Annotated in this window: 26 protein-coding genes, 1 tRNA gene and 1 pseudogene; 8 read left to right on the plus strand and 20 right to left on the minus strand. The window is 69.4% G+C overall.

Annotation, left to right across the window (positions count from 1 at the left end):
• Window positions 1–57: 57 nt before the first annotated feature.
• Genes IE660_RS11160 through IE660_RS11170 form a run of 3 tightly spaced genes read left to right on the plus strand, consistent with a single transcriptional unit; the run spans window position 58 to window position 2,595 of the window.
• Window positions 58–1,308, plus strand: a complete 1,251-nt coding sequence (locus IE660_RS11160) for an MFS transporter (RefSeq protein ID WP_328701934.1) — start codon at window positions 58–60, stop codon at window positions 1,306–1,308.
• Window positions 1,283–1,972, plus strand: a complete 690-nt coding sequence (locus IE660_RS11165; RefSeq protein WP_203568440.1) for a uracil-DNA glycosylase — start codon at window positions 1,283–1,285, stop codon at window positions 1,970–1,972. The genes IE660_RS11160 and IE660_RS11165 overlap by 26 nt, the downstream gene beginning before the upstream one ends.
• A complete protein-coding gene (locus IE660_RS11170) occupies window positions 1,969–2,595 on the plus strand; it encodes a hypothetical protein (protein ID WP_203568441.1) in 627 nt (208 codons plus the stop codon). Before IE660_RS11165 ends, IE660_RS11170 begins: the two co-directional genes overlap by 4 nt.
• A 22-nt stretch (window positions 2,596–2,617) precedes the next feature.
• Here the strand turns inward: IE660_RS11170 and IE660_RS11175 are convergent, their stop codons facing one another.
• Window positions 2,618–3,151 carry a GtrA family protein gene (locus tag IE660_RS11175; RefSeq protein WP_328701935.1) on the minus strand — a complete coding sequence of 178 codons (534 nt, stop codon included), beginning with the start codon at window positions 3,149–3,151 and terminating at the stop codon, window positions 2,618–2,620.
• Window positions 3,152–3,243: 92 nt separating this feature from the next.
• Between IE660_RS11175 and msrA the strand changes: the two genes are divergently transcribed.
• On the plus strand, window positions 3,244–3,876 hold the full coding sequence (gene msrA / locus IE660_RS11180) for a peptide-methionine (S)-S-oxide reductase MsrA (protein ID WP_203568442.1): 633 nt from the start codon (window positions 3,244–3,246) through the stop codon (window positions 3,874–3,876).
• Window positions 3,877–3,879: 3 nt separating this feature from the next.
• Here msrA and IE660_RS11185 read toward each other — a convergent pair whose 3' ends face one another.
• Complete coding sequence (locus IE660_RS11185; RefSeq protein ID WP_203568443.1) at window positions 3,880–4,338, minus strand: aldo/keto reductase; 459 nt, start codon at window positions 4,336–4,338, stop codon at window positions 3,880–3,882.
• A gap of 56 nt (window positions 4,339–4,394) precedes the next feature.
• On the opposite strand from IE660_RS11185, the gene IE660_RS11190 reads away from it, so the two are divergent.
• The gene (locus IE660_RS11190) at window positions 4,395–5,285 is read left to right on the plus strand and encodes an oxygenase MpaB family protein (protein ID WP_203568444.1); all 891 of its coding nucleotides are present in this window, start codon (window positions 4,395–4,397) and stop codon (window positions 5,283–5,285) included.
• A 2-nt stretch (window positions 5,286–5,287) separates the two neighbouring features.
• Here the strand turns inward: IE660_RS11190 and IE660_RS11195 are convergent, their stop codons facing one another.
• Window positions 5,288–6,253: a Gfo/Idh/MocA family protein gene (locus IE660_RS11195; protein WP_203568445.1), complete on the minus strand. Its 966-nt coding sequence runs from the start codon at window positions 6,251–6,253 to the stop codon at window positions 5,288–5,290.
• A 258-nt stretch (window positions 6,254–6,511) separates the two neighbouring features.
• On the minus strand, window positions 6,512–6,928 hold the full coding sequence (locus IE660_RS11200; protein ID WP_203568446.1) for an SRPBCC family protein: 417 nt from the start codon (window positions 6,926–6,928) through the stop codon (window positions 6,512–6,514).
• Between the two features lie 207 nt (window positions 6,929–7,135).
• On the opposite strand from IE660_RS11200, the gene IE660_RS11205 reads away from it, so the two are divergent.
• Window positions 7,136–8,107 carry a hypothetical protein gene (locus IE660_RS11205; RefSeq protein WP_203568447.1) on the plus strand — a complete coding sequence of 324 codons (972 nt, stop codon included), beginning with the start codon at window positions 7,136–7,138 and terminating at the stop codon, window positions 8,105–8,107.
• 24 nt (window positions 8,108–8,131) lie between these two features.
• On the opposite strand, the gene ypfJ is transcribed toward IE660_RS11205, so the two are convergent.
• A complete protein-coding gene (ypfJ, locus tag IE660_RS11210; RefSeq protein WP_203568448.1) occupies window positions 8,132–9,022 on the minus strand; it encodes a KPN_02809 family neutral zinc metallopeptidase in 891 nt (296 codons plus the stop codon).
• A 157-nt stretch (window positions 9,023–9,179) separates the two neighbouring features.
• Here ypfJ and IE660_RS11215 point away from each other — a divergent pair, with 157 nt between their 5' ends.
• Complete coding sequence (locus tag IE660_RS11215; protein WP_203568449.1) at window positions 9,180–9,875, plus strand: NUDIX hydrolase; 696 nt, start codon at window positions 9,180–9,182, stop codon at window positions 9,873–9,875.
• A gap of 159 nt (window positions 9,876–10,034) precedes the next feature.
• Here the strand turns inward: IE660_RS11215 and IE660_RS11220 are convergent, their stop codons facing one another.
• The 10 genes from IE660_RS11220 to IE660_RS11260 all read right to left on the minus strand — a co-directional run bounded on the left by IE660_RS11220 (window position 10,035) and on the right by IE660_RS11260 (window position 19,651).
• The gene (locus IE660_RS11220; protein WP_203568450.1) at window positions 10,035–10,904 is read right to left on the minus strand and encodes a Bax inhibitor-1/YccA family protein; all 870 of its coding nucleotides are present in this window, start codon (window positions 10,902–10,904) and stop codon (window positions 10,035–10,037) included.
• 98 nt (window positions 10,905–11,002) lie between these two features.
• Window positions 11,003–11,080: transfer RNA gene (locus IE660_RS11225), tRNA-Leu, on the minus strand.
• Window positions 11,081–11,087: 7 nt separating this feature from the next.
• Window positions 11,088–12,074 (minus strand): Ppx/GppA phosphatase family protein, encoded by a 987-nt coding sequence (locus IE660_RS11230; protein ID WP_407929021.1) that lies wholly within the window; start codon window positions 12,072–12,074, stop codon window positions 11,088–11,090.
• Window positions 12,035–12,538, minus strand: coding sequence for a DUF501 domain-containing protein (locus IE660_RS11235; RefSeq protein ID WP_203568582.1), 504 nt, complete (start codon window positions 12,536–12,538; stop codon window positions 12,035–12,037). The genes IE660_RS11230 and IE660_RS11235 overlap by 40 nt, the downstream gene beginning before the upstream one ends.
• A 52-nt stretch (window positions 12,539–12,590) precedes the next feature.
• Window positions 12,591–13,271: an FtsB family cell division protein gene (locus IE660_RS16435; RefSeq protein ID WP_203568452.1), complete on the minus strand. Its 681-nt coding sequence runs from the start codon at window positions 13,269–13,271 to the stop codon at window positions 12,591–12,593.
• A gap of 30 nt (window positions 13,272–13,301) precedes the next feature.
• Entirely contained in the window at window positions 13,302–14,585 is a 1,284-nt protein-coding gene (gene eno / locus IE660_RS11245) for a phosphopyruvate hydratase (protein ID WP_203568453.1), read from the minus strand.
• A 35-nt stretch (window positions 14,586–14,620) separates the two neighbouring features.
• Complete coding sequence (locus IE660_RS16210) at window positions 14,621–14,743, minus strand: hypothetical protein (RefSeq protein ID WP_268883145.1); 123 nt, start codon at window positions 14,741–14,743, stop codon at window positions 14,621–14,623.
• Window positions 14,736–15,365 (minus strand): MazG family protein, encoded by a 630-nt coding sequence (locus IE660_RS11250; RefSeq protein ID WP_203568454.1) that lies wholly within the window; start codon window positions 15,363–15,365, stop codon window positions 14,736–14,738. Before IE660_RS11250 ends, IE660_RS16210 begins: the two co-directional genes overlap by 8 nt.
• Window positions 15,366–15,447: 82 nt before the next feature.
• Window positions 15,448–19,032, minus strand: coding sequence for a transcription-repair coupling factor (gene mfd / locus IE660_RS11255; RefSeq protein WP_203568455.1), 3,585 nt, complete (start codon window positions 19,030–19,032; stop codon window positions 15,448–15,450).
• Between the two features lie 19 nt (window positions 19,033–19,051).
• The gene (locus IE660_RS11260) at window positions 19,052–19,651 is read right to left on the minus strand and encodes an NAD(P)-dependent oxidoreductase (RefSeq protein ID WP_203568456.1); all 600 of its coding nucleotides are present in this window, start codon (window positions 19,649–19,651) and stop codon (window positions 19,052–19,054) included.
• A gap of 78 nt (window positions 19,652–19,729) precedes the next feature.
• Between IE660_RS11260 and IE660_RS11265 the strand changes: the two genes are divergently transcribed.
• Window positions 19,730–20,368: a VOC family protein gene (locus IE660_RS11265; RefSeq protein ID WP_203568457.1), complete on the plus strand. Its 639-nt coding sequence runs from the start codon at window positions 19,730–19,732 to the stop codon at window positions 20,366–20,368.
• Here the strand turns inward: IE660_RS11265 and IE660_RS11270 are convergent.
• The 5 genes and pseudogenes from IE660_RS11270 to IE660_RS11290 form a co-directional block, all read right to left on the minus strand.
• Window positions 20,350–21,453: a Gfo/Idh/MocA family protein gene (locus tag IE660_RS11270; protein ID WP_203568458.1), complete on the minus strand. Its 1,104-nt coding sequence runs from the start codon at window positions 21,451–21,453 to the stop codon at window positions 20,350–20,352. The two genes, IE660_RS11265 and IE660_RS11270, sit on opposite strands and share 19 nt — an antisense overlap.
• A pseudogene (locus IE660_RS11275) lies at window positions 21,450–22,031 on the minus strand (alpha-amylase family glycosyl hydrolase). The gene IE660_RS11270 and the pseudogene IE660_RS11275 overlap by 4 nt, the downstream one beginning before the upstream one ends.
• Before the next feature lie 12 nt (window positions 22,032–22,043).
• Window positions 22,044–22,640 (minus strand): aminoacyl-tRNA hydrolase, encoded by a 597-nt coding sequence (gene pth / locus IE660_RS11280; RefSeq protein WP_203568459.1) that lies wholly within the window; start codon window positions 22,638–22,640, stop codon window positions 22,044–22,046.
• Between the two features lie 5 nt (window positions 22,641–22,645).
• Complete coding sequence (locus IE660_RS11285; protein WP_203568460.1) at window positions 22,646–23,284, minus strand: 50S ribosomal protein L25/general stress protein Ctc; 639 nt, start codon at window positions 23,282–23,284, stop codon at window positions 22,646–22,648.
• Between the two features lie 192 nt (window positions 23,285–23,476).
• Window positions 23,477–23,635, minus strand: a complete 159-nt coding sequence (locus IE660_RS11290) for a YHS domain-containing protein (protein WP_203568461.1) — start codon at window positions 23,633–23,635, stop codon at window positions 23,477–23,479.
• Window positions 23,636–23,664 lie beyond the last annotated feature (29 nt).

Raw genomic sequence — 23,664 nt, forward strand, 5'->3', positions numbered from 1 at the left:
GTTCAGGGTCGAACCGGGGGTGCCTCGGAGCGTGGCCGGAGTCGTTACGGTGGTGTCGTGGTGATCGCGGGGGTGAAGCAACGTCTGCGGGCACGCAGCGACCTGCCGCGCGACGTGTGGGTGCTCGCGGCCTGCGCGTTCTGCGTCTCGGTCGGCTTCGGCGTGATGGTGCCGGTGCTGCCGGTGTTCGCCCGTTCGTTCGACGCCACCACCTTCATGGTCGGGCTGGTGATCTCGTCGTTCTCGCTGGTACGCCTGGTCACCACGCCGGTGCTGCCGTGGGTGAACCGCCGGGTCGGCGAGCGGCTGGTGTTCGGCGCCGGCATGTTCATCGTGGCCGGGTCGACCGCCGCGATGGCGCTGTCGCAGACCTACCTGCAGATGCTGCTGCTGCGGGCCGTTGGCGGTGTCGGGTCGGCGATGTTCACCGTCTCGGCGCTGGTCATCCTGTTGCGTTCGGCACCCGACCATCAGCGCGGACGAGCCGGCGCCCTCTACATGGGTGGCTTCCTGCTGGGTGGCATGACCGGTCCGGCGATCGGCGGACTGCTGGCAGCCATCTCACTCACCGCCCCGTTCTACTTCTACGCCGTCATGCTGGGGGTCGCCGGCGCTGTCGGCCTGGCGATGCTGCCCCGTCACGACCGCACCGTGGTGGCCACCCAGAAGCGCAGCACGGCCTCGATGAGCCAGGCCCTGCGCGACGGACGCTACCGGGCCGCGCTACTGGCCAACTTCGCCGCGGGCTGGCAGTCGTTCGGGGTGCGCTCGGCGCTGGTGCCGCTGATCGTGGTGGAGCACCTGCTGCTCGAGTCGACCTGGACCGGGATCGCCTTCGCCATTGCGGCGGTGGCGCAGACGGTGGCCATCGGGCCGGTCGGCCGAGCGGTCGACACCGTCGGGCGCCGCCCGATCATGATGCTGTCTGGCGCGATCTGCGCGGTGGCCGCCCTGGCCATGCCCTTCGCGCCGAACTTCTGGGTGCTCACCGCGGCCCTGTGCGTGTACGGGGTGGGCGCCTCGATGCAGGGCACCGCCCCCACCGCGGCAGTCGGCGACGTCGTCGGCGGGCACGGTGGCCAGCCGGTGGCCGTGTTCACCATGGTCTCCGACCTGGGTGCGATCGCCGGCCCGTTGGTGGCCGGTCTGCTGGTCGACGCCTCGGGCATGCCGCTGGCGTTCTCGGTCGGAGTGGTGCTGCTGCTGGCCTCGGCCATCGCCGCCTGGCGGATGTCGCCGGTCTTCGGGGCTCCCCGGACTCCGGTCACCACCGAGCAGGAGGATGCTGGTGCCCCGAGCACTGTCTGAACTGGTCGCCGCCGACTGGGCCGAAGCACTCGCCCCGGTCGAGCAGCAGGTGCACGCCATCGGCGACCACCTGCGCACCGAACTGGCCGCCGGACGCAGCTACCTACCGGCAGGCGACCGGGTGCTGCGCGCGTTCACTCGTCCGATGGCCGACGTGCGGGTGCTGGTGGTCGGCCAGGACCCCTACCCCACACCCGGGCACGCCGTCGGCCTGTCGTTCTCGGTCGAACGCGACGTGCGTCCCCTGCCACGCAGCCTCGAGAACATCTACACCGAACTGGTCGACGACCTGGGCGTGGAACGACCCAGCCACGGCGACCTGAGCGCCTGGTTCGAGCAGGGCGTCCTGCTGCTCAACAGGGTGCTGACCGTGCGTCCGGGCTCCCCCGGCTCGCACCGAGGCATCGGCTGGGAGGCAGTCACCGAGTGCGCGATCACCGCCCTCGCCTCGCGCGGCGGTCCGCTGGTGGCGATCCTTTGGGGACGCGACGCCCAGAACCTGACCCCACTGCTGCAGGGTGTGCCGCTGATCACCAGCCCGCACCCCTCGCCGTTGTCGGCCCGCGCGGGGTTCTTCGGGTCGCGGCCGTTCAGCCGGGCCAACGAACTGCTGCGCGCGGCCGGTGGCGATCCGATCGACTGGCGACTGGCGGACGAGCGATGACCGCCCAGCCCGCCCCCCGGCGTCCCGCCCGGCGCTGGTCGTACGCGCCGCTGCCGGTGGCGCATGCCGGACGCACCATGGTGATCGTGCTCTGGGTGGTCACCGTGCTCCTGGTGACCTTCGGGATCATCACCCTCATCGCTGCCACCTCGATGAGCGGTCCCCGCGCGATCGTGGCCTGGGTGGTCGGTCTGGGCTTCCTCGGCATCGCGCTGTTCAGCCTCGACCCGTTGCTGACCGGCGGGAACAAGGTGCTCACCGTCGAGGTGGACGAGACCGGGCTGCGCGCGGGCAACGCGCTGTTCCCCGACGAGGTGGTGCTGGACTGGTCGCAGGTCGCCGGGCTGGGGCAGGCGCGCAAGATCAACCCTCGTCCGGGGGTGACCACCACCTTGGCGCGCTCGCTCGAGGTGCTCACCGACGCCGACATCGAGGTGGACGAGAGCGTGGCCGAGTGGGTCGCCGAACCGCCGCCGCGCGAAGGGCTGACCCAGAACAGGCTGCGGTTTCGTGGGCTGACCGGGGCGCGACTGGACGAGGTCGTCACCCAGGTTGAGCAGCTTCGTCCTGACCTGTGGTTGGGTGAGATCGACCGCAGCTGGGACCCACGCCCGGGTCACTGAGACCCGTCGTCGACCGGTGCGCTCAGGCTGCCTGTTCGCCGACGACCACTGGGGCGGCCTCGTCGAGTTCGACGACGGCGGCGTTGCTGCGGGCCTTGCGGAAGACCCACCAGCGCAGCAGCACGTAGATGTAGATGCCCTCGATGCAGGCCGCTGTGAACCGGGCCACCTGGTACTGCACGCCGAGGTGCTCGAGCAGGGTGCTGAACCCCAGGATCCAGATCACGTAGTTGCTCACGATGGTGAAGGTGTAGCGCGCCGACTGCCGGGCGAACTGCCCGTGGGCGCGGAAGTTGAGCCAGCGGTTGAGCAGGAAGGCGTAGACCGAGGCCAGCGCGTAACCCAGGGTGACCGCGATCGGGTAGGTGATCGCCCCCCACCCGTGGAACACGCTGAGGAACGCCATGTCGAGACCGAACGCACTGCCGTTGATGATCGCGTAGCCAATGAAGGTGACCGGGATAGCCTTGAGGGCACCCGGGAGCACGGCATGGATGCGTTGGGTCAGGCGCGCGAACGCGAGCGCCGCCCGGCCATCGGTCCTCGTCGCATCCACGCCCCCGAGCATGCCACGCCCCGTCAACATCGACCCCAGCGTTTCCCAGTCGGACATCAAACCCTCCCCCATTGGCCATAGAGGAGCCACGAATGATCTTCGGACGACGACCCACCATGGTGACCCCGGACCAGGCCCTGCCCGGACGCGCCACCCCCGTGCTCGATCCGGGCACCACCTTCCACCGGATCTTCGGCGACCGCCTCGACCGCCAGTTCGAGGGCGCCGAGGTGGCCTACCTCGCCGCCGGCTGCTTCTGGGGGGTGGAGAAGCTGTACTGGAACACCCCCGGCGTGCTGCAGACCGCCGTCGGCTACCAGGGCGGCACCACCCCGAACCCCACCTACGAAGAGGTCTGCTCGGGCCTGACCGGGCACACCGAGACCGTCCGGGTGACGTTCGACCCGAGCCAGGTCAGCTACGAGCAACTGCTGCGGATCTTCTTCGAGAACCACGACCCCACCCAGGGCTACCGCCAGGGCAACGACATCGGCACCCAGTACCGGTCGGCGATCTTCACCACCTCACCGCAGCAGGAGGAAACCGCGCGCCAGCTGTTCGACCAGTACTCCACAGCTTTCGCCGAGGCCGGCTACCCCGCCCTGACCACCGAGGTGGTCGAGGCCGGCCCGCTGTACCTGGCCGAGGACTACCACCAGCAGTACCTGGACGCGAACCCCAACGGCTACTGCCCGATCCACGCCACCGGGGTGCGCTGCGGCTGAGCCTCAGCTGGCGCGTCCCCCCGCCACCGGACGAGACCGCTGGTTCGTCCCGGCCACCCCGTACGGGTAGTCGGGAATCTCACGGTCCGAGGCAGCGGTCAGCGCATCGGTCTGCTCGTCGTCCAGGTGGGCCTCACCGGCGACCAGCAGGTCGGTGAGCTGCTCGGTGCTGCGGGCGCCGATGATCGGGGCGGTCACCGCCGGGCGATCCGCCAGCCAGGCCAGTGCCACCTGGGCGTGGGTCAGTCCGGTCTGCTCGGCGACCTTGCCGACGGCGTCGATCACTTTCCACACCGACTCGTCCTGGTTGCGCTTCGTCCAGCCCTCCATGCCACGCTCGGGGTTCTCGCCGAGACGGCTGGCGTGCGAGGTGGCCTCGTCGGCCTCGTGGCCGAAGGTCATCGTTCCCAGGCACAGACGTGACACCGACAGACCGGTGCTTGACATCAAGCGGTATTCCATGCCTCCACCCTGCCCCACCTGCTGTGGCTCTGGGTGGCTTGGGCAACACTGGAGGGGTGATCTCACCCCGACGTCGGTTCGCCACCATGCTGCGCTCGCGGGTGGGTGGCCCTGACACCGACGCACTCGTCGCCAACGTCTACATCGCCCCCGGCGAGCGCTGGTTCCACCCCGACGACCCGATCTGCCGTGTGCACGACGACGCCGCCATGTTCGTGGGCGGGCTTCGCGCCCTGCTGCTGCAGGCCCTGCACCCGCTGGCGATGGCCGGCGTCGCGGGCCACTCGGGCTACCGCTCCGACCCGTGGGGACGACTGCAACGCACCAACCACTACATCGGCATCACCACCTTCGCCCCGATCAGCGAGGCCGAGGCCTTGCTGGCCAGGATCCGTGGGGTGCACCAGCGGGTGCGCGGCAAGGCCGAGGACGGTCGCCCCTACCGGGCCTCCGACCCCCACCTGCTGAAGTGGGTGCACCTGGCCGAGGCCGACAGCTTCCTGGTGGCCCACCAGCGCTACGGTGCGCGTCCTCGGCTGACGGCTGCGGAGGCTGACCGCTACGTCGCCCAGATCGGTTCGGTCTCCGAGCGGCTCGGCGTGGTCGAGGCGCCGACCACGGTCGACGAGTTGAAGGCCGCCATCGACACCTACCGGCCCGAACTCGCCGTCACCGAGGCCTGCCGCGACACCGTGGCCTTCCTGCTCAAGGAACCACCGGTGCCCGGCATCGCCCGCCCCGGCTACCAACTGCTGGCCGCCGGAGCGCTCGCCACCCTGCCCGACTGGGTGCGCGACGAACTGGGCGTCCGGACGCCGGCCCTGGCAGGCCCGCTGGGAGCGCTGGGCACCACCGCCGTGCGGTGGGCACTCGAAGAGCCGTCGCTGGTCCACGAGCGCCGCCGCAACGCGATGCGCACCGCCCTGTCAACGACTGGACGAGTCTGAGTTCACTGCGCCGCTGAGGCGTTGGCGGCCACCACGGCCCGGGTCAGGGCGACAGCGCGGGCGATGTTGTCGTCGGCGCGGGTGTCGCTGTGAATGTGATCGACCCACTGGGCATAGGCGTCCGGCCCCTCGGTGGGGATCTCGACCGGCTGCCATCCGTCGCCGGTGTTGACCTGCACACCCTGGTCGAGCAGCCCATGGACGAGCACGCCCTTGTCACCCATGATCTCGATGCTGAACGGGCAGTGCGGGGTGACGAAACCGGCCTCGGCGACGCCGATGGCGCCACCGGGGTAGCTGAAGGTGACCACGGCATGGTCCTCGACGGCCTTCCCGGTCACCGAGGCGTAGGTGGCGCGCACCGGCACCTCGTCGGTGCCGTGGATCAGCTGGGTGAGGTAGACCGGGTGGCAGCCCAGGTCGGTCAACGCGCCGCCGATCGCGGTGGCGGGGTCGTAGAAGCGCTCGGGCAGCCAGCCGCGGGTGGCGCCGTCGTGGGCGAGCCGCACCCGGGAGTAGTTGATTCGTCCCAGCACGCCTGACTCGAGCACCTGCTTCACCGCCTGGGTGTAGCCGTGGTAGAGCCGGGGTAGTGAGACCACCAGCTTCACACCGGCCTCGTCGCAGGCGGCGATGATCTCTTCGCACTCGGCGACGGTCGGGGCGAGCACCTTCTCGGTGAAGATGTGCTTGCCGGCCTTCGCCGCGGCGACCATCACGTCACGGTGCTGGTCGGTCGAGGTGGTCACCGTGATGCCGTCGACGTCGTCACGGGCCAGCAGGCCGGCCAGGTCGTCGGTCAGTTCGGTGCCGAACCGCTCCGCGAGTTCTGCGCCGCGCTCGGGGTCGTCGTCCCACAACGCGACGATCTCGGTGTCGGGGTGGTTGACGGTGTCGCGGGCGTAGTCACCGGCGTGGACGTGCCAGCCGCCGACGATGGCGATGCGCAGTGGAGTCTTGGTTCCCATGCGTCCCATTCTGCCGTCTCGCACCGACGAGGGCATGAAGAGACCCGCAGGTTGCCGTGACGGCTGTCGGCTGGACGAGTGCCGACCCTGCGGGCTCCGGTGGTCTGGTGGGATTCACCTCGACCAGTCCGATGTCATCGGCCTGCCTCAGTGGCAGACCACCTCACGAGTCCATTGGGAAAACATCAGTGGACCACCTCCTTCCTGTGTGCCCCCAAGGCTAACTGGGGCACACCGGGTCGGCCACTGATTTCGCTCTCAGAGGCTGAGCGCGTCGATCCGGTCGAGCGCGGCCGACCAGTGGTCCTGCAGCGCATCGCGGTCGCTGTCGGCGGGCAGGTGGTCGTGGACGATCTCGAGTTGGGTGTTGCCCTCGTCGGCCTCGGCCAGGTGCAGGTCGACGATGGTGGCGGGCGCGTCGTCGTCGGCGTGCCAGCTGAATCGGATCTGCTCCTTGGGATGGAAGCTGCGGGTGACACCGTGGGTGCCGTCGGTGGCGCTCCATGAGTGACCCTTGTCACCCAGGCGACCTCCCTCACCGAGCAGGGCCTCTGCTCCTTCGGTGGTCATCAGCGCGCTCCACACGCTGGACAGGGGATGGGACACCGACCGACTGACCTTGACGGCGGTGTCCTGCACCTCGCCGGGGGCCTCGCTGATGGTCGTCTCTGACATGGCGGACCTTCTTTCCGTGACGTCGTGTACGAACTGTCACACCGGTCCGGCTGGCGGGCCGGCGTACCGAAACACTAGTCCGCCCCGGTCAAGGCCGGGAAGGGGTCGCGCACCATTGTGAACAAACTCACTGGACCTTCGGCCAGAGTTGCGGGCGAGCCCCCAACTGGGGCGCTGCCCTGCCCCCGCGCTGGGTACCGTTGAGCTGTGGTCTGGACGCGTCGGAAGCTGCTCACCCTGGTCGGGATGAGCGCGATCGCTGCCTGCGCCGACGACCTCGACCCCGCCCCCACCGGCTCGGCCGTCCCCTCGTCCCCCCAGGGCTCGGGATCGGGCAGTGCAGTGCCGACCCCGGTGCCCAAGCTCACCGATGCCGGGGTGGCCAGGCGCGTGGTCAACGAGTTGCGGGCCAGGGCTGGCGACCATCCCGTGATCAAGGTCGGCCTGACCGCCGACGAGGCCGAGTTGTCGGTGCTGGTCGACGGCAAGGCCATCACCTACGCCTGGCGCGAGGGCACCATCACCGAGGTGGGCAGCGACGTGGCCTACGTCGGGCAGACCAGCTTCGACCCCGACCTGTACGCCTTCGACGACCTGCAGCAGTTGTTCGGCATCGCCGGCGCCCTGTCGGGTTCGTTGTCGAACCAGCAGTTGCAAATCGTCGACCACGACCAGGGCGATGTGATGATGACCGTCACCACGCGTCCGGAGTCTCGTCCGGTGTTCTTCCGCCCCGACGGCAGCCCGATCCACGAACTGGATTACGTCTCCGAGGAATCCATCCGCGAAGGGCTCGCCGATGCCGTCGGCGACCGGCTGCAGGTGGCCGCGATCGGGTTCAGCACCGGCCAGGGACTCTGGGTCGACTCACCGCACCCCACCGAGGCCGGCGTCATGGTGCGTCGCACGAGGCCGGCCAAGCTGCCCGCCTACACCTCGCAGCGCAAGGAGGACGCACCCGAGAAGCTGTTCTCACCGGTCGACATCGATCCGGCGGTGCTGTCGAAGTTGGTCACCCAGTTGCCGGCGCGACTCGGCAAACAGCCACCAGTCAAGGTCGACTGGACGATCGACTTCCGCCACGGCCGTCCCGAGCCGACGATCACCCTCGACGTCGGTGGCCAGACCGTGGTCACCGACCTCGAAGGACTCGACATCACTGCCGAGGTCGGCGACTGATCCCTGCAGGGGCCCGGGTCGAGCTCAGCTCTGCGGGCCGAGGTCGTTGGTGGCGAAGGTGTCGCACACGTTCGGGTCACCGCTGTTGAAACCCTTGGCCACCCAGTACTTGCGCTGGGCCGACGAGCCGTGGGTCCACTGCTCGGGGTTGACGTAGCCGCCCTGCTGCTCCTGGATGTGGTCGTCGCCGACCACCTTGGCGGCGTCGACGATGCGGTCGAGGTCGTCCTTGGTGATGTTCTCGATCACGTCGTTGGGGTTGTCGGACGCCCAACGGAACCAAGCGCCGGCGTAGCAGTCGGCCTGCAGTTCCACGCGCACACCGGGCGAGCCGGGGCCGGGGTTGCGGTCCTGCTGCGAACGCTGCAGCACACCGGTGAGGTTCTGGATGTGGTGGCCGTACTCGTGGGCCACGATGTAGGCCTCGGCGGCCGGGCCACCCTTGGCGCCGAGCTGCTTGAGCAGCTGGCCGGCGAAGGCCTTGTCGATGTAGATCGTGCTGTCACCGGGGCAGTAGAACGGGCCCACCTGCGAGCTGGCCTGGCCGCACGCGGTGTTGACCGCACCACTGAAGGTGACCATCTTGGTGGGCTGGTAGCCCTGGCTGACCGTCGACTCCCAGTACTGGTTGAGCGAGGTCATGTAGGCCTGCCAGCGGCAGTCAGGGTTGCGGTCGACGTCCGCGCCGGTCTTGCACTCGCTGTTGGCCGGGGTCTGCTGAGAGGTGTCGGCAGGCTGTCCCGCTCCCCCACCACCCATGATGTCGCCGGGGTTGATGCCCAGGAACACCGCGATCAGCATGAGGATCAGACCGCCGATGCCGCCGACCGCGATGCCACCACCTCGCCCGCCACCGCCGCCACCACTGCTGATGACCGAGCCGGTGTCGAGCCGTGCATCGTCCTTGAAATCCATCACAACCTCCTGCTGCGGGGCGGGGGCGCCCTTCCTCCCCGATGGTAGGGGGTGGGCGCCCGCTTCGCAGGGTTGTGACGCTCGTCAGGCGTGGGTCTCTCTCAGGGTGAACGTGGCGAGCTGGGGGGCTGGTGGCCGGGGATGCCATGATGGGCGGATGGTCATCATCGGTGTCGCCTCCCCGGGCTCTGCCGAGTTGACCCGTGTCGAGGTCGCCCACGGCGAGCACCCGCGGGTGCTGCTGTGGCGCCAGGGCTGGTTGATGAACGGACTGCTCAGTTGCCGTATGGACGACGGACAGGTCGTCCTCACCGCCCGGGTCACCCGACGCACGTCGCGGTCTCGTCCGCCCAAGGTCAAGCACCGCGCGGCTGATCCCGACCTGGTGGTCGCCCCCGGCGAGGAGCCGGTGGAGCACCAGCGAATCGCTGCCTACGCGGTGATCCGCTCGCCGATGGGCGTGCTGGGCACCGAGTGCTCAGAGCGCACCGCGGGGCCGGGGTTGGGGCAGCTGCCCGGTGGCGGGCTGCAGCCCGGCGAGACCCCCTCGGAGGCCCTGCTGCGCGAGGTGATGGAGGAGTCTGGCCAGACCGTGCGGATCAACCACCTGCTCGACCTGCAGTCCGACCACTGGGTCGGACGAGCCCCCAACGGCCTGCTCGAGGACTTCCACGCCCTGCGGATCTTCTACTCCGCGACCTGCCTGGAGCCCAGTGACCCCGACGTCGTCGACATCGACGGGACGACCGCCCAGGCCGCCTGGATCCCGATGTGGCGCTGGCGGATGCTGCCGTGGACCAGCGGTTCACGCTCGATTCTCGACAAGTACGCCTCGACGGTTCCCACCCGCTGAGGCTCGTCCGGTTCGTGGCGGGAAAGCACCCGTCAGCCCGTCGTTTCACGCCACGAACCGTCATCAGGCGATGCGGGCACCGCTCTCACGTCCACACGCCATGCAAATGGACGATGGCCCCGCCCGTAGGCGAGGCCATCGTGTCAGGACTGGACGAGATCAGTCGCGGAAGTACGACGCGATCCGCAGCAGCTCGACGTAGAGGAACACCATGGTCGCGGTGATGCCCAGCGCGGCACGCCACGACTCGGTCGCCGGCGCCCGGTTGGCCAGGCCGCGCTCGACCATGTCGAAGTCGCTGATCAGCGACATGATCGCCAGGCCCACGGCGATGATCGAGATGATGATCGAGATCATGCTGGCCCCGCCGCCGATGTCACGAATACCCAGGTCGATGCCCGCGAACGACAGTCCGAGGTTGACCAGGATGAGCACGACGAACGAGATCAGGCCGATGGTGGTGATCTTGCGGAACTTCGGGGTGACCCGAATGTTGAAGAACTTGTAGGCAGCCAGCGTGGCGGCGGCTGCGGCGAAGGTGGCGATCACCGCGGTGGCGACGATGCCGGGGAACATGCCCTCGAGGAAGGCACTGATGCCGCCGACGAAGACGCCCTCGACCGCCGCGAACGCGATCACACCGGCAGCCGGCACCGTGCGCTTGCGGGCGAGCACGAACGACATCGCCATCGCCGCGAAGGCGGCGACCAGCGAGCCGACGAGCAGCAGGTTGGTGGGCAGGAACGCGGCGCCGAGCACGGCGGTCAGAGCCACCACGCCCAGTGAGAGACCGGTCTTGACCAGCACGTCGTCCATGGTCATGACGCCCTGCTGCGACTGCGGCATCTGCTGCTGCCACTGCGGGATCTGCTGGTCCTGCTGCCACTGCTGCTGGGGCTGGCCCCAACCCTGCGGTGCCTGCTGGTACTGAGCCTGCCGGTACTGGGCCTGACCGTAACCCTGGTAGGGGTTGGCCTGCGGCCGGGCGGAGTTGAAGGTCTCCGACTGCGAGAGAATGGGATTGGCCATGTGGCGGGGTCCTCCTGTTGGTGGTTCAACCATTCTATCCAACGTGCGAACAGGGCCACATGTTCCGCATCAGCGCCCCTGAACCAACCCTGATCGTCTGGTGCCCCCGACGGGAGTCGAACCCGTACCTGTGGCGGGTTTAAGCCGCCTGCCTCTGCCAGTTGGGCCACGGGGGCTGTGGCATCACGCCTCGGTGACCGCGCTTGGGGTGGTCCCTGACGCGAGCAGGTCCATGGCGATGCCGTCGAGGATGTCCGACTCACTGACCACCATCGCGCGCCCGACCCGTTGTGCGACCGCCTGCAGGATCAGCCCGCCAGCGCAGATGATCTCGGCGCGCTGCGGGTGCATGGCCGGTTCGGTGCGCACCTGCTCGACGGTGCTGGCCAACCAGCGCTCGGCGTTCTCGTCGATCAGGCCTTGGGCGATCACGTGCTGGTGGACGAGGCTGCGCTCGTAGGTGGGCAGTTTCAGGTCGACCGCGGCCATGGTGGTGGCGGTGCCGGCGACCCCGATGAAGGTGCCGATGCCGTCCAGTGGCACCTCGCACTGGTCGAGCAGGTCGTGGGCGTAGGCCCGGGCTGCCTCGATCTGCTCGGGCGTGGGCGGGTCGTCGGTCAGGAAGCGCTCCCGCAGTCGCACCGCACCCATGTCGAGGCTCTGCTCGGCCACGATCCGGCCCTGCTCGCCCCGGATCAGTTCGGTGGAACCCCCGCCGATGTCCATCACCAGCACCGGGTCGAGGGCGGTCGGCACCCCGGTCACCGCGCCGGTGAAGGACAGGTGCGCCTCCTCCTCACCATCGACCACCACCGGGTCGACGCCGAGTCGCTCCCGCACCCCGGCAGCGAACTCGTCCCGGTTGCGGGCGTCGCGGGCCGCCGAGGTCGCGACGAAGCGCACCGCGTCGACGCCACCGTGCTCGCGGATGGCCTCGGCATAGGCGTCGCAGGCGGCGAAGGTGCGCTGCAGCGCGTCCGGGTGGAACTCGCCGGTGGCATCGACCCCCTGCCCGAGGCGAACCATCGTGGTGATCCGGGTGTGCTCGACCAGCTCTCCGGCCGGCCCCTGCGAGGCGATCAGCAGGCGGATCGAGTTGGTGCCGCAGTCGATGGCGGCGACGGTGGTCATCAGCTCTGTCCTTCGGGGGTGGGGGTGTCGTCCAGACAGGGTCGGCTCCAGAACTCGCCGAGCAGGTCGACGGCCTCGTCGCCCAACGGGTTGACCCCCCGACCCTTGGCCAGCGCATGCCCGACCAGCACGTGCAGGCACTTCACCCGGGTCGGCATGCCACCGGCGCTGATGCCGTCGATCTCGGGCACCTCGCCCAGCGCTGCCCGATCTGCGAGGTAGGACTCGTGGGCTGCTGCGTACGAGGCGGCCAGGGCCTCGTCCTCGGTCAGCCGCTGCGACATCTCGGCCATCAGCCCGGACGCCTCCAGCGTCGAGGTGGCCGAGGTGGCCCGCGGGCAGGTCAGGTAGTAGGTGGTCGGAAACGGCGTGCCGTTGGGCAGCCTGGGTTCGGTGGCCACCACGCCGGGCTTGCCACACGGGCAGCGCCAGGCGATCCCGGCGACTCCGCGGGGCTCGCGTCCGAGTTGGCGGGCGATCACCGCCTCGTCCTCGGGCGTCATGGGTTCCAGGTCAGGCACGCCTGCCATTGTTGCAGGCCCGGCCCTGCTGGGCTCAGCGTGAGGGGGTGGGCTTGGGCGACGGGGTCTGCTTGACCACCGGCGGTTCGGCCTGTTCCTTCTCGGGCACGGGGTTGTCGGCGGTATTGACCGAGCCGACCATCCGCTCCCACCACACGGTGGGGTGCTCGTCCGAGGGCAGGTCGGACTCGCTCTCGATCTGCACGCCGCCACCCAGCGGCTTGCCGTCAGGACCGATCACCCGGTAGCCGGTCTCACCGGGCATCACCCAGCCCAGCCGCGAGCGAGCCTGGGCCTTGACGAAGTTGGGGTCCTTCCAGCGCGTGATCTCGTCCTCGAGGGTCGTGATCTGCGACTCCCTGGCGGCGATCTCGGCCTTGGCCTGCCCGATTTGCTGCTGCTGGCGGAAGTAGACCGTCAGGCTCGACACGTACGACAGGGCCAGCATTCCGAGGACGACCAGCACGGCCACCATCCGGCGGGTGAACCCGAGCCCGCGGACCGCGGCGACCGACCCCTTCACCCGGGCGGACGCCGCGGCGGTGGCCGCCTGGGCGGTCAGCCTCGAGGGCGGTGTGCTGGGCGCAGCGTCGTCACTGCGCGCACCGGACGAGGTGCGACTGGCACGTTCGCCACGACGCACAGCGGCCCGGGATCGTGGAGTTCCACGTCCCGGGCCGCTGTGACCACGTGACTTGGGTGTCGAGGGACTCACCGTTCCAGTCTGGACGATGAGCCGCCAGGATCAGCCCTTGAAACGCGGGAAGGCCGAAGCTCCGGCGTAGGTTGCGGCGTCGTCGAGGTCCTCCTCGATGCGCAGCAGCTGGTTGTACTTGGCCACCCGGTCGGTACGAGCCGGGGCACCCGACTTGATCTGGCCGCAGCCCAGGGCGACGGCGAGGTCGGCGATCGTGGTGTCCTCGGTCTCACCGGAACGGTGGCTCATCATGGTCGAGAAGCCGTTGCGGTGGGCCAGGGTGACCGCGTCGATGGTCTCGGTGAGCGAACCGATCTGGTTCACCTTGACCAGCAGGGCGTTGGCGGCCTTCTCGTCGATGCCGCGCTGCAGTCGGGTGACGTTGGTGACGAACAGGTCGTCGCCGACCAGCTGCACGCGCTCGCCGAGCGAGGCCTGCATCTTCTTCCAGCCGTCCCAGTCCTCCTCATTGAGGGGGTCCTCGATCGAGACCAGCGGGTAGTTGTCGACCAGCTCGGTGTAGTAGGCGATCATCTCGTCCGACGACTTGCTGCCACCCTCGAAGGTGTAGCTGCCGTCCTCGTTGTGGAACTCGCTGGCGGCGACGTCGAGCGCGAGGGCGACCTGCTTGCCGGGCTCGAGGCCGGCGCGCTTGATGGCCTCGACGATCAGGTCGAGCGCGGCGCGGTTGCTCTCGAGGTTGGGGGCGAAACCGCCCTCGTCGCCCAGACCGGTGGCCAGGCCCTTCTCCTTGAGCACGCTCTTGAGCGAGTGGTAGACCTCGGCGCCCATGCGCAGCGCCTCGGCGAACGACTCCGCACCGATCGGGGCGACCATGAACTCCTGGATGTCGACGTTGGAGTCGGCGTGGCTACCACCGTTGAGGATGTTCATCATCGGCACGGGCAGCACGTTGGCGGTCGGGCCACCGATGTACTTGTACAGCGGCAGGTCGGCCGACTCGGCGGCGGCGTGCGCCACGGCAAGCGAGACACCCAGGATCGCGTTGGCGCCCAGCTTGCCCTTGTTGTCGGTGCCGTCGAGCTCGAGCATGGCGTTGTCAACGGCACGCTGCTCGGAGGCCTCGAAGCCGGTGACCTCTTCGGCCAGCGCCTCGATGACGTTGTCGACCGCCTTGGTGACGCTCTTGCCGAGGTAACGGCCCTTGTCGCCGTCACGCAGCTCGACCGCCTCGAAGGCGCCGGTGGAGGCCCCGGAGGGAACCGCCGCGCGGCCCTGCGCACCGTCCTCGAGGATCACCTCGACCTCGACGGTCGGGTTGCCACGGGAGTCGAGGATCTCGCGCGCGTGGACGAATTCAATCAGTGCCATCTGGTTCAACCTTTCCAGGATGTTGTGGTCAGAGCTCAGCCTACCGGTGGGGCCGGGCTGGACGAGCGGCGGTGCCCCGGTTCGGCCTCGATCGCCTCGACGAAGGCGTCGTGGAGTTCAGCCGGTCGTCCGGGAAACAGCGTTGCCGGATCAGTCATCGCCCTGGCCCTGTTCGGCCTGCACGACTCTCGCCTCGAGTTCGCGCAGGGCGTCGCGGGCGGCCTGGTCGGCGTCGATGCCGCTGGCCTGGGCTCGTACCACGAGGTCGACGATCGCTCGCCCCACCTCGTCGGCGGCGATCGGCTCGTCGGGCAGGTCGATGGGCACCTTGTGGTGGCGGGTGCGGCTGGCGACCTTGGTGGCCCGGGCGACCACCGACAGGTGCCCGGCGATCCCGTCCAGGGCCGAGTCACGCTGCTTCTCGGCGCGCTTGCGCGCCTCCCAGGTGCCGTGCAGGTCGTCGGGGACCTCGGCGTCGGTGAACACGTAGGGGTGTCGGCGGACGAGCTTGTCGCTGATCCCGCGGGCCACGTCGTCGAGGGTGAAACGTCCCTGTTGCTCGGCGATCGCGGCGTGGAAGTACACCTGCAGCAGCAGGTCACCGAGTTCCTCGGCCAAGTCGGTGTCGTCCCCGGACTCGATCGCGTCGAGCACCTCGCCGGTCTCCTCGACCAGGTAGGTGGCCAGGCTCCGGTGGGTCTGCTCGGCGTCCCAGGGGCATTCGCGGCGTAGCCGGTGCATGACCTCGTGCAGGCGGTGCAGTTCAGTGGATCTCGACACGTCGCTCGTTCCTCGCTCCTACTCGATCAACCATGAGCTGGGGACTCGTTCCTCGCTCCTACTCGATCAACGATGGGCTCGATCAGCCACTCGTGGCCGGGGCCCAGATGTCGGCGACCAGTTTGGTGGCGAAGCCCAGCAACTCCTCGCCCTCGATCAGTCCCCCGGTCACCGAGGTCTTCCGTGGACGAGGCACCAGCACCCATCCCTGCTCGGCCTTGATCTTGGCCCCCGGGTACAGCCTGGCCAACCGGGCCTGCCGCGAGTCGGGCAGCTCCGCCGGCGCCACCCGGACGAAGCCGGCCTGGGTGACCACCTCAGTGACACCCGCCTCGCGGCAGAACAGCCGGAACCTGGCCACGTCGAGCAGGGCGGCCACCTCGGGCCCGTACTCGCCGTAGCGGTCGACCAGTTCGGCCGCCACCTCGGCGACGTCCTCCTCGCTGCGCACCTCGGCCAGCCGCTTGTACATCTCCAGACGCAGCCGCTCCGACTCGACGTAGTCGGTAGGCAGGTGGGCCTCGATCGGCAGTTCGATGCGCATCTCGGCCTCGCCCTCGGTGTCCTCACCGCGGAAGTTGGCCACTGCCTCACCGACCAGGCGGATGTAGAGGTCGAAGCCGACGTCGGCGATGTGGCCGGACTGCTCCCCGCCGAGCAGGTTGCCCGCGCCACGGATCTCGAGGTCCTTCATCGCGATCGCCATGCCGGCACCCAGGTCGGTGTGCGCTGCCATGGTCGCCAGCCGGTCGTGCGCGGCCTCGGTGAGCGGCTTGTCCTTGGGGTAGAGGAAGTAGGCGTAGCCGCGCTCACGCGAGCGACCGACTCGTCCACGAATCTGGTGCAACTGGCTCAACCCCATCAGGTCGGCCCGGTCGATGATCAGCGTGTTCGCACTCGAGATGTCAAGCCCGGCCTCGACGATCGTGGTGCTGACCAGCACGTCGGCCCGGCGCTCGATGAAGTCGCTCATCACGCCCTCGAGCTGGTGCTCCCCCATCTGCCCGTGGGCGCTGACCACCCGGGCCTCGGGGACGAGTTCGCGGATGCGGCCGGCGGTCTTCTCGATCGACTGCACCCGGTTGTGCACGAAGAACACCTGCCCTTCACGCGCCAGCTCACGCCGGATCGCGGCCACCACCTGACCCTCGTCGTACGGGCCGGCGAAGGTCAGCACGGGGTGGCGCTCTTCGGGCGGGGTGGCGATCACACTCATCTCGCGGATGCCGGTGATCGCCATCTCGAGCGTCCGCGGGATCGGGGTGGCGCTCATCGACAGCACGTCGACGTTCAGCCGCAGCTTTTTCAGGGCCTCCTTGTGCTCGACGCCGAAGCGCTGCTCCTCGTCGATGATCACCAGGCCCAGGTCCTTGAAGTTCACCTCACCCGAGATCAGCCGGTGGGTGCCGACCACCACGTCGACCTTGCCGCTGGCCAGGCCTTCACGGGTGGCCTTGGCCTCGGCGTCGGACTGGAAGCGAGACAGCGGCGCCACGTGCACCGGGAACCCTGCGTAGCGCGAGGCGAACACCTGGTGGTGTTGCTGGACGAGCAGCGTGGTCGGCACCAGCACCGCCACCTGCTTGCCGTCCTGCACCGCCTTGAACGCCGCCCGCACCGCGATCTCGGTCTTGCCGTAGCCGACGTCGCCGCAGACCAGCCGGTCCATCGGCACGATCTGTTCCATGTCGGCCTTGACCTCGGCGAGCGTCCCCAACTGGTCAGGGGTCTCGACGAAGGCGAAACTGTCCTCGAGTTCGCGCTGCCACGGGGTGTCGGGCCCGAACTGGTGCCCGCGGGAGGCCTGCCGCGCCGCATACAGTTTGATCAACTCAGCAGCGATCTCACGCACCGCCTTGCGGGCACGGGCCTTGCGCTGACGCCAGTCGGCACCGCCCATCCGGTCGAGAGCCGGGTTCTCGCCGCCGACGTAGCGGGTGACTTGGTCGAGGGCGTCCATCGGCACGTAGAGCCGGTCGCCGGGCTGGCCGCGCTTGCTGGGCGCGTACTCGATGACCAGGTACTCACGGGTCGCCCCGCCCACGGTGCGGGTGACCATCTCGACGTAGCGCCCCACCCCGTGCTGCTCGTGCACGATCGGGTCGCCGGGGGTCAGTTCGAGCGGCTCGATCTGATTCTTGCGCCGACTGGGCATGCGCCTGGTCGACTTGTCGGCAGCGGTGCCGGTGAGGTCGCCGGTGGTGAACACGGCCAGGTTGATGGTGGTGGCCCGGAAGCCGTGCGGCTGCCCCGCGGGGACGATGGTGACCAGGGCCGGATCAGGCGCTCCGGGCAGGTCGTCCAGCACGGTGCAGGGAAGGCCGGCCTCGCGCAGCACCTCGGCCATCCGGGTGCCCAGGCCGTGGCTCTCGACGGCGAGGACGACGGTCCATCCCTGGCTGTGGGCGGTCTGGATGTCGCGGGTGGCCCGGTCGAGGTCACCGTGCCAGGGTTCAGCGGCCTCGATCGCCGGGCTCAATGAGTCGACGTCGCGGTCGTGGCCGGCCAGCACGGACGAGAAGTCGATCTCGGTGCCGTCCTCGGACCACACCGGGCCCGCCTCGCCATCAGGGCCGGCGCTGAACGGCGACATGGTCCACCAGGCCAGGCCTCGTCCCATGGCGACGGTGCGCACCTCGGCCAACTCGCGGTAGGCGGACGCGCCCAGGTCGATCGGCGCCCGGCCTCCCCCAGCCGCGGCGGCCCAACTGGCGTGCAGGAACTCGTGGCTGGTCTTGACCAGTTCCGACGAGCGGGTGCGCACCAGTTCGGGGTCGCTGACCAGCACCATCGCGTCGGCGGGCAGCACCTCGACCAGCAGTTCGACCCCGTCGACCAGCACCGGGGTGAGCGCCTCCATGCCCTCGACCGCCTGGCCCTCGGCGATCCGATCGAGCAGGTCGAGCAGTTCGGGGTGGTCGGGCATCAGTGCCCGCGCCCGGGCGCGGACCCGGTCGTCGAGCAGCAGTTCGCGGCAGGGCGAGGCGGTGACCGTCTGCAGGGTGTGGTCGGTGGAGCGCTGGTCGGCGACGGTGAACGAGCGGATCTCGTCGACGGTGTCGCCGAAGAAGTCGATGCGCACCGGGTGTTCCTCGGTGGGCGGGAACAGGTCGACGATGCCGCCGCGCACGGCGAACTCGCCGCGGCGCTCGACCAGGTCGACCCGGGTGTAGGCGCCGTCGACCAGCGCGGTGGCCAGGTCGGCGATGTCAAAGTCCTCGCCGACGGTGATGGTCACTGGACGAAGGCCGGCCAGCCCGACCGCCTGGGGCTGCAGCAGCGACCGCACCGGGGCGACCACGACCTTGGGCGGTGTGCCCTCGTGGCCGGCGATCCGGCGCAGCACCTGCAGGCGTCGTCCGACGGTGTCCGAGCGGGGCGAGAGCCGCTCGTGCGGCAGCGTCTCCCACGCCGGGTAGTAGCTGACCTCGTCCTCGTCCAGCCACGAGCCGAGCGTGGCGACCAGCTGTTCGGCCTCGCGGTAGGTCGAGGTGGCGACCAGCAGCATCCGCTCGGACGAGCGTGCCAGCGCGGCGATCAGCCCTGGACGAGCCGGAGAGGCGATGGTGACGTCGAGTGCCGAGGCATCACCGTCGCCGGCCCGGTCGAGGGCACGACTGATCGCCGGATCCTGCGCCAGCAGATCGACAACACCGCTCAGAGTCACCCGCGAAGCCTACGCCGATTCAGTTGGCGACTGTGAAGCGACGGTTGCGCTGCTGGGGGCTCTCGAACTCGTCGACGATGGCAACCGCGAAGTCCTCGGCGCTGATGTGCTCACCGACCGGGCTGTCCTGGCCGACGACGTAGCTGCCGGTGCGCTCGCCGGGCTCGATCACCCGCGGTGGCGACAGGTAGGTCCAGTCGATGCCGTCGCTGGCGCGGTAGGCCTCGAGCACGGCGGCATAGGTGTCGGCGACACCCTTCCACTCCTCGGTGTAGCTGGCGTCCTTGAGCATCACCCCGTCGACCACCAGCGACCCGGCACCGCCGACGACCAGCACCCTGCCGCTCGGGCGGGCGTCGATCAGGGCCTGGTGGGCGTCGAGCAGCGGCTGGTAGGCGTCCTCGGGATTGATCGCGACAGTGATCAGGGTCGCGTCGGCGGCGTTGACCGCCTCGACGACCGCAGCCGTCGAGGCGAGGTCGAGCGCGTGGGCGTCGCTGGCGCCCTCGACCGATCCCCCCGAGCGGCTGTAGGCGATCACGTCGTGTCCGCGCGAGGCGGCCTCGGCGGCGACCCGCGACCCGACCATGCCGGTGGCTCCGATGATGTTGATCTTCACACGTCCTCCTTGACGACAGGCTCATCGTCCACGCTACGCGAGCAGGCAGACTGGGGGCGACGAACAGGAGACCTGCCCATGACCAGCAACGAGATCCGTAACCTCGACCACGTCGTCGTGGCCACTCCCGACCTGTCGGCCACGGTCGCGGAGTTCGAGCAGGCCACCGGAGTGCGGCCCGAACCGGGCGGCGCGCATCCCGACCGGGGCACCAGGAACCACCTGGTCACCTTCGGCGAGGGCCACTACCTTGAGATCATCGGGGTCGATTCCGACCAGCCGGAACCGGTCGAGCAGCGTCCGTTCCTGATCGATGAGCGCACCCATGCCGTGGTCGCCACCTGGGCGGCCCACCCCGACGACATCGACGGCAAGGCCGCTGCTGCCCTCGACGCGGGACTCAACGTCGGCCCGGTCGGCGACGGGGCGCGTCGCACCCCGTCGGGCGACCTGCTGCAGTGGCGCCTCACCCCTGCCCTGACTGCTGGACGCGACGGCGCGGTGCCGTTCCTGATCTCGTGGGAGGGATCGACCTCACCGGCCGAGACCGTGTCGGCGACCGCCGAGCTGGTCAGCCTGGTCGTCCGTCACCCCGACCCGCAGGCATTGTCGGCCCAGTACGCGCTGCTCGACGTGTCGTTGCCGATCGAGCAGGCTGACGAGCCCGGGTTCACCCTCGTCATCGCCGGCCCGACGGGTCAGTGGGAGCTGTCCTGATCGAACAGGCTGCGCTGGTCACCCCAGGGCTGTGGCTCTGAGACGACCTTGCCACCGCCCTTGCGGGCCCGGTCCATCAGCTCGTTGAGGTAGTGGTCGTGGCAGGCGTCGGCCAACGGATAGATCGGCGTGCCGGTGCGCACGAACTCGTCCATGCCCGCCATCACCCTGGCCACGGCCAGTTCGTCGTCGTTGAGACGGGCCCGGCCGAACTCGCTGCGGTACACCACCCGCTCGCCGAGTGTGATCGAGCGCAGGAAATGCCCCTCGAGGTCACCGTCGACGCCAGCCTGCTCGCGGTGCAGTCGTCCGTGCGCGACCTGACCTGGCCCGACAACGTGGACGACCTCGTCGTCGAACAGTTCGCCGCGCTCGCCGGTCAGGTGCACGTGGCGCCGCCGGATCGGTGAGGTGTACTGCTCGCCGTTGAAGTCGTGGATGCCGATCCGGTCACCCCAGCGCAGGGTGGCGATCACCCGCAGGGCCACGGCCGATTCGATCTCGTCGGGCCAGTCGTCTCGTCCGCGCACCTTCAGCACCGGGTCGTCGAAGTTCATCGCCGTCACGCTCACCGGGTCGAAGCCGACACCCAACGCGGCCCTCAGCAGGCTGACCCCGTGGTAGCCGTGGGCTGACGAGAACGTGGCGTGACCGATCCGGCCGAGCAGTCCGCTGCGGGCCACCGCGATCCGAGCGGCGTGGTGGGGCTGGTGCACGTACTGCTCGGCCACCTGCACCGGGGCGTCGGGGCCGAGATCGGCCCACAACTGCCGGAGGCCGTCGAGGTCGGGTGCGGGCGGGGTCTCGCACAGCACCGGGGTGCCGCGCTCGACGAACCGGCGGGTGAGCACCGGGGCGGCGTCCCATGGCACCGAGACCACGACCCAGTCGTACTCGGCCTGGCCGACGAACTCGTCCCAGTCGGTGGTGGTCGGCACCGCCCAGCGCGCGGCAGCCCGCTCGGCCGACTCCTCACTGCGGGTGAGGATGCCCGCGACGGTGAAGCGTTCGGGCAGCAGTGAGGCGATCCGCAGGAAGTACTCAGCCCTCCAGCCGGTGCCGAGGACTCCGATCGTGGCGCTCATGCCTCGATCATGCCTAGTTCCGGACCGGTTCGTGGGCGGGCGGGTCGGGCAACAGCGGCCACACGTACCCATAGGGCGGTCGTTCGATCCGGTAGTCCACTGACCACCTTGGGGTTGTCGTAGTTGAGGTCGGGCTGGTGGCTGCAGAAGCGGTGCCAGTAGAACTGCTTGCGCACCGGGTCGAAGGTCCAGTTCGACTCCTCGGTGTCGACGAAGATGATCCGGGCGTCGGAGTAGGCGGTGTCGTCCTCACGCCACACGTAGTAGTCGCCGTAGGGACCGTCGGGGTCTTCACGTGAGGCGATGAACCAGGGGCGGTCGGACGAGGTGTGGTTGACCACGAAGTCGCTGATCACCCGCATGCCGCGGGCGTGGGCCTGTTCGAGCAGTTACTGCATGCCCTGGTGGGTGCCCAGTTGCACCTGGATGCTGGTGAACATCGCGACGTCGTAGCCGCCGTCGCGTTCGGGCGAGGGGAAGAACGGCGAGATCCCGATGCAGTCCACGCCCAACCAGGCCAAGTGGTCGAGCTTGCTGATCAGGCCGTTGAGGTCACCGGTGCCGTCCAGCGTGCGGATCGGGGACGAGCCTCAGCTGTTGAAGAGGTTCTGGGTGCGCTCCAAGCCCTGGGTGAGCAGCGACTCCACGGCGTCGGCGACGTGGGTGGTCTGCACCGCATAGGCCTCGCGCAGCGACGACGGGATCGGCTGCAGCACGTAGGCAGCCGGGTCCTGGCGTCCGGGCGGTCGTCCGATGCCGTAACGCACCCGGTAGTAGTCGCCGGTGCCCAGGTGGGCGCGGATCGACTTGAGCCCGTTGTGGCCGTTGTCGCCGCCGCCGAACTTCACCCGGAGCGTCTCGAAGTCGATGTCGAGTTCGTCGTGCACGGCCACCACCCGCTCAGGCGGGATCTGGTGGAAGTCGCACAGCTTGCGCACCGCGCGCCCGGAGTCGTTCATGAAGGTGCGCGGCTTGGCCACCACGAGCTTGGTGGCGTCGGCCCCCACCGCACCGAGCCCGGCGGACGAGATCCTCGTCACGCTCACCTCGGCGTGCATGCCCCGGGGGGCGGTGAAGGACGAGCCGGCGCGTCGCGCCAGCTCGTCCGCCACGAAGAAGCCCACGTTGTGGCGGGTCATGGCGTAGGTCGGGCCCGGGTTCCCGAGCCCGACCAGCAGCCAGGTCATGCCGCTCAGGCCTCGTCGTCCTCGGAGTCGGCGGCCTCGTCCTCGTCCTCGGCAGCCTCGGCGCCCTCGCCGTCACCGGCGAGGGCGGCCTCGAGCTCCTCAGCGGTCGCGGCAGCCGACACGTTCACGACCAGTGCCTCGGCATCGGTGTTCAGCTCGACACCCTCGGGCAGCTCGATGGCACCGGCGTGGAACTGGGTACCGACGGTCGCACCCTCGATCGACAGGACGATCTCGCTGGGAATGTGGGTGGCCTCGGCCAGCACCGACAGCGAGTTGAGCTCCTGGACGACCAGGGCGTCGGCCTCGGCCTCACCGGTCACGGTCACCGGCACGTCGACGGTCACCTTCTCGCCACGACGGACGATGATCAGGTCGACGTGTTCGATGGTGTTGCGCACCGGGTCGCGCTGCACCTGCTTGGGCAGGGCCAGCTGGCTCTTGCCACCGTCGATGGTGATGTCGAGCAGCGCGTTGGCCGCGCGCAGGGCCAGCAGGGTGTCGTGCCCGGGGAGCGCGACGTGCACCGGCTCGGCGCCGTGGCCGTACAGCACGGCGGGCACCTGGCCCGAACGGCGCAGGCGGCGGGCAGCGCCCTTGCCGAACTCGCTGCGGGCAGCAGCGTTCAACTTGATCTCAGCCATTGGTTCTCCTCAACCTCGTTCACTCATGGGCTGGCGAGGGAGGGCACGACCGACGCGCGATCCAAGCGGAGCGTGTCGATCACGGACCACGTCGTCCCTCGCCAAGCAGCCCTGCGAGTTTAGCCGCAGTGCAGCCCTGGACGCCAACGAGCCCGCCCCCGACGGGGACGGGCTCGCGGTGGGGGCCTGTGGTCAGGCCTTGACGTAGGCGGAGGGGTCCTTGGCGAAGGCGTCCATGCACTCCTGGCAGCAGAAGCGGTAGGTCGTGCCCTCATGCTCGAGCTGGTGCGCGGCCGTGCTGTCGGTCAGCGCCATCCCGCAGACGGGACAGGTGTTCTGGGTGTCCTGCATCTGGTGCTCCCTTCAGTGGTCCACCCGGG

This window comes from Aestuariimicrobium ganziense (assembly GCF_015352975.1).
In the GTDB taxonomy this organism is placed as follows: Bacteria; Actinomycetota; Actinomycetes; order Propionibacteriales; family Propionibacteriaceae; genus Aestuariimicrobium; species Aestuariimicrobium ganziense.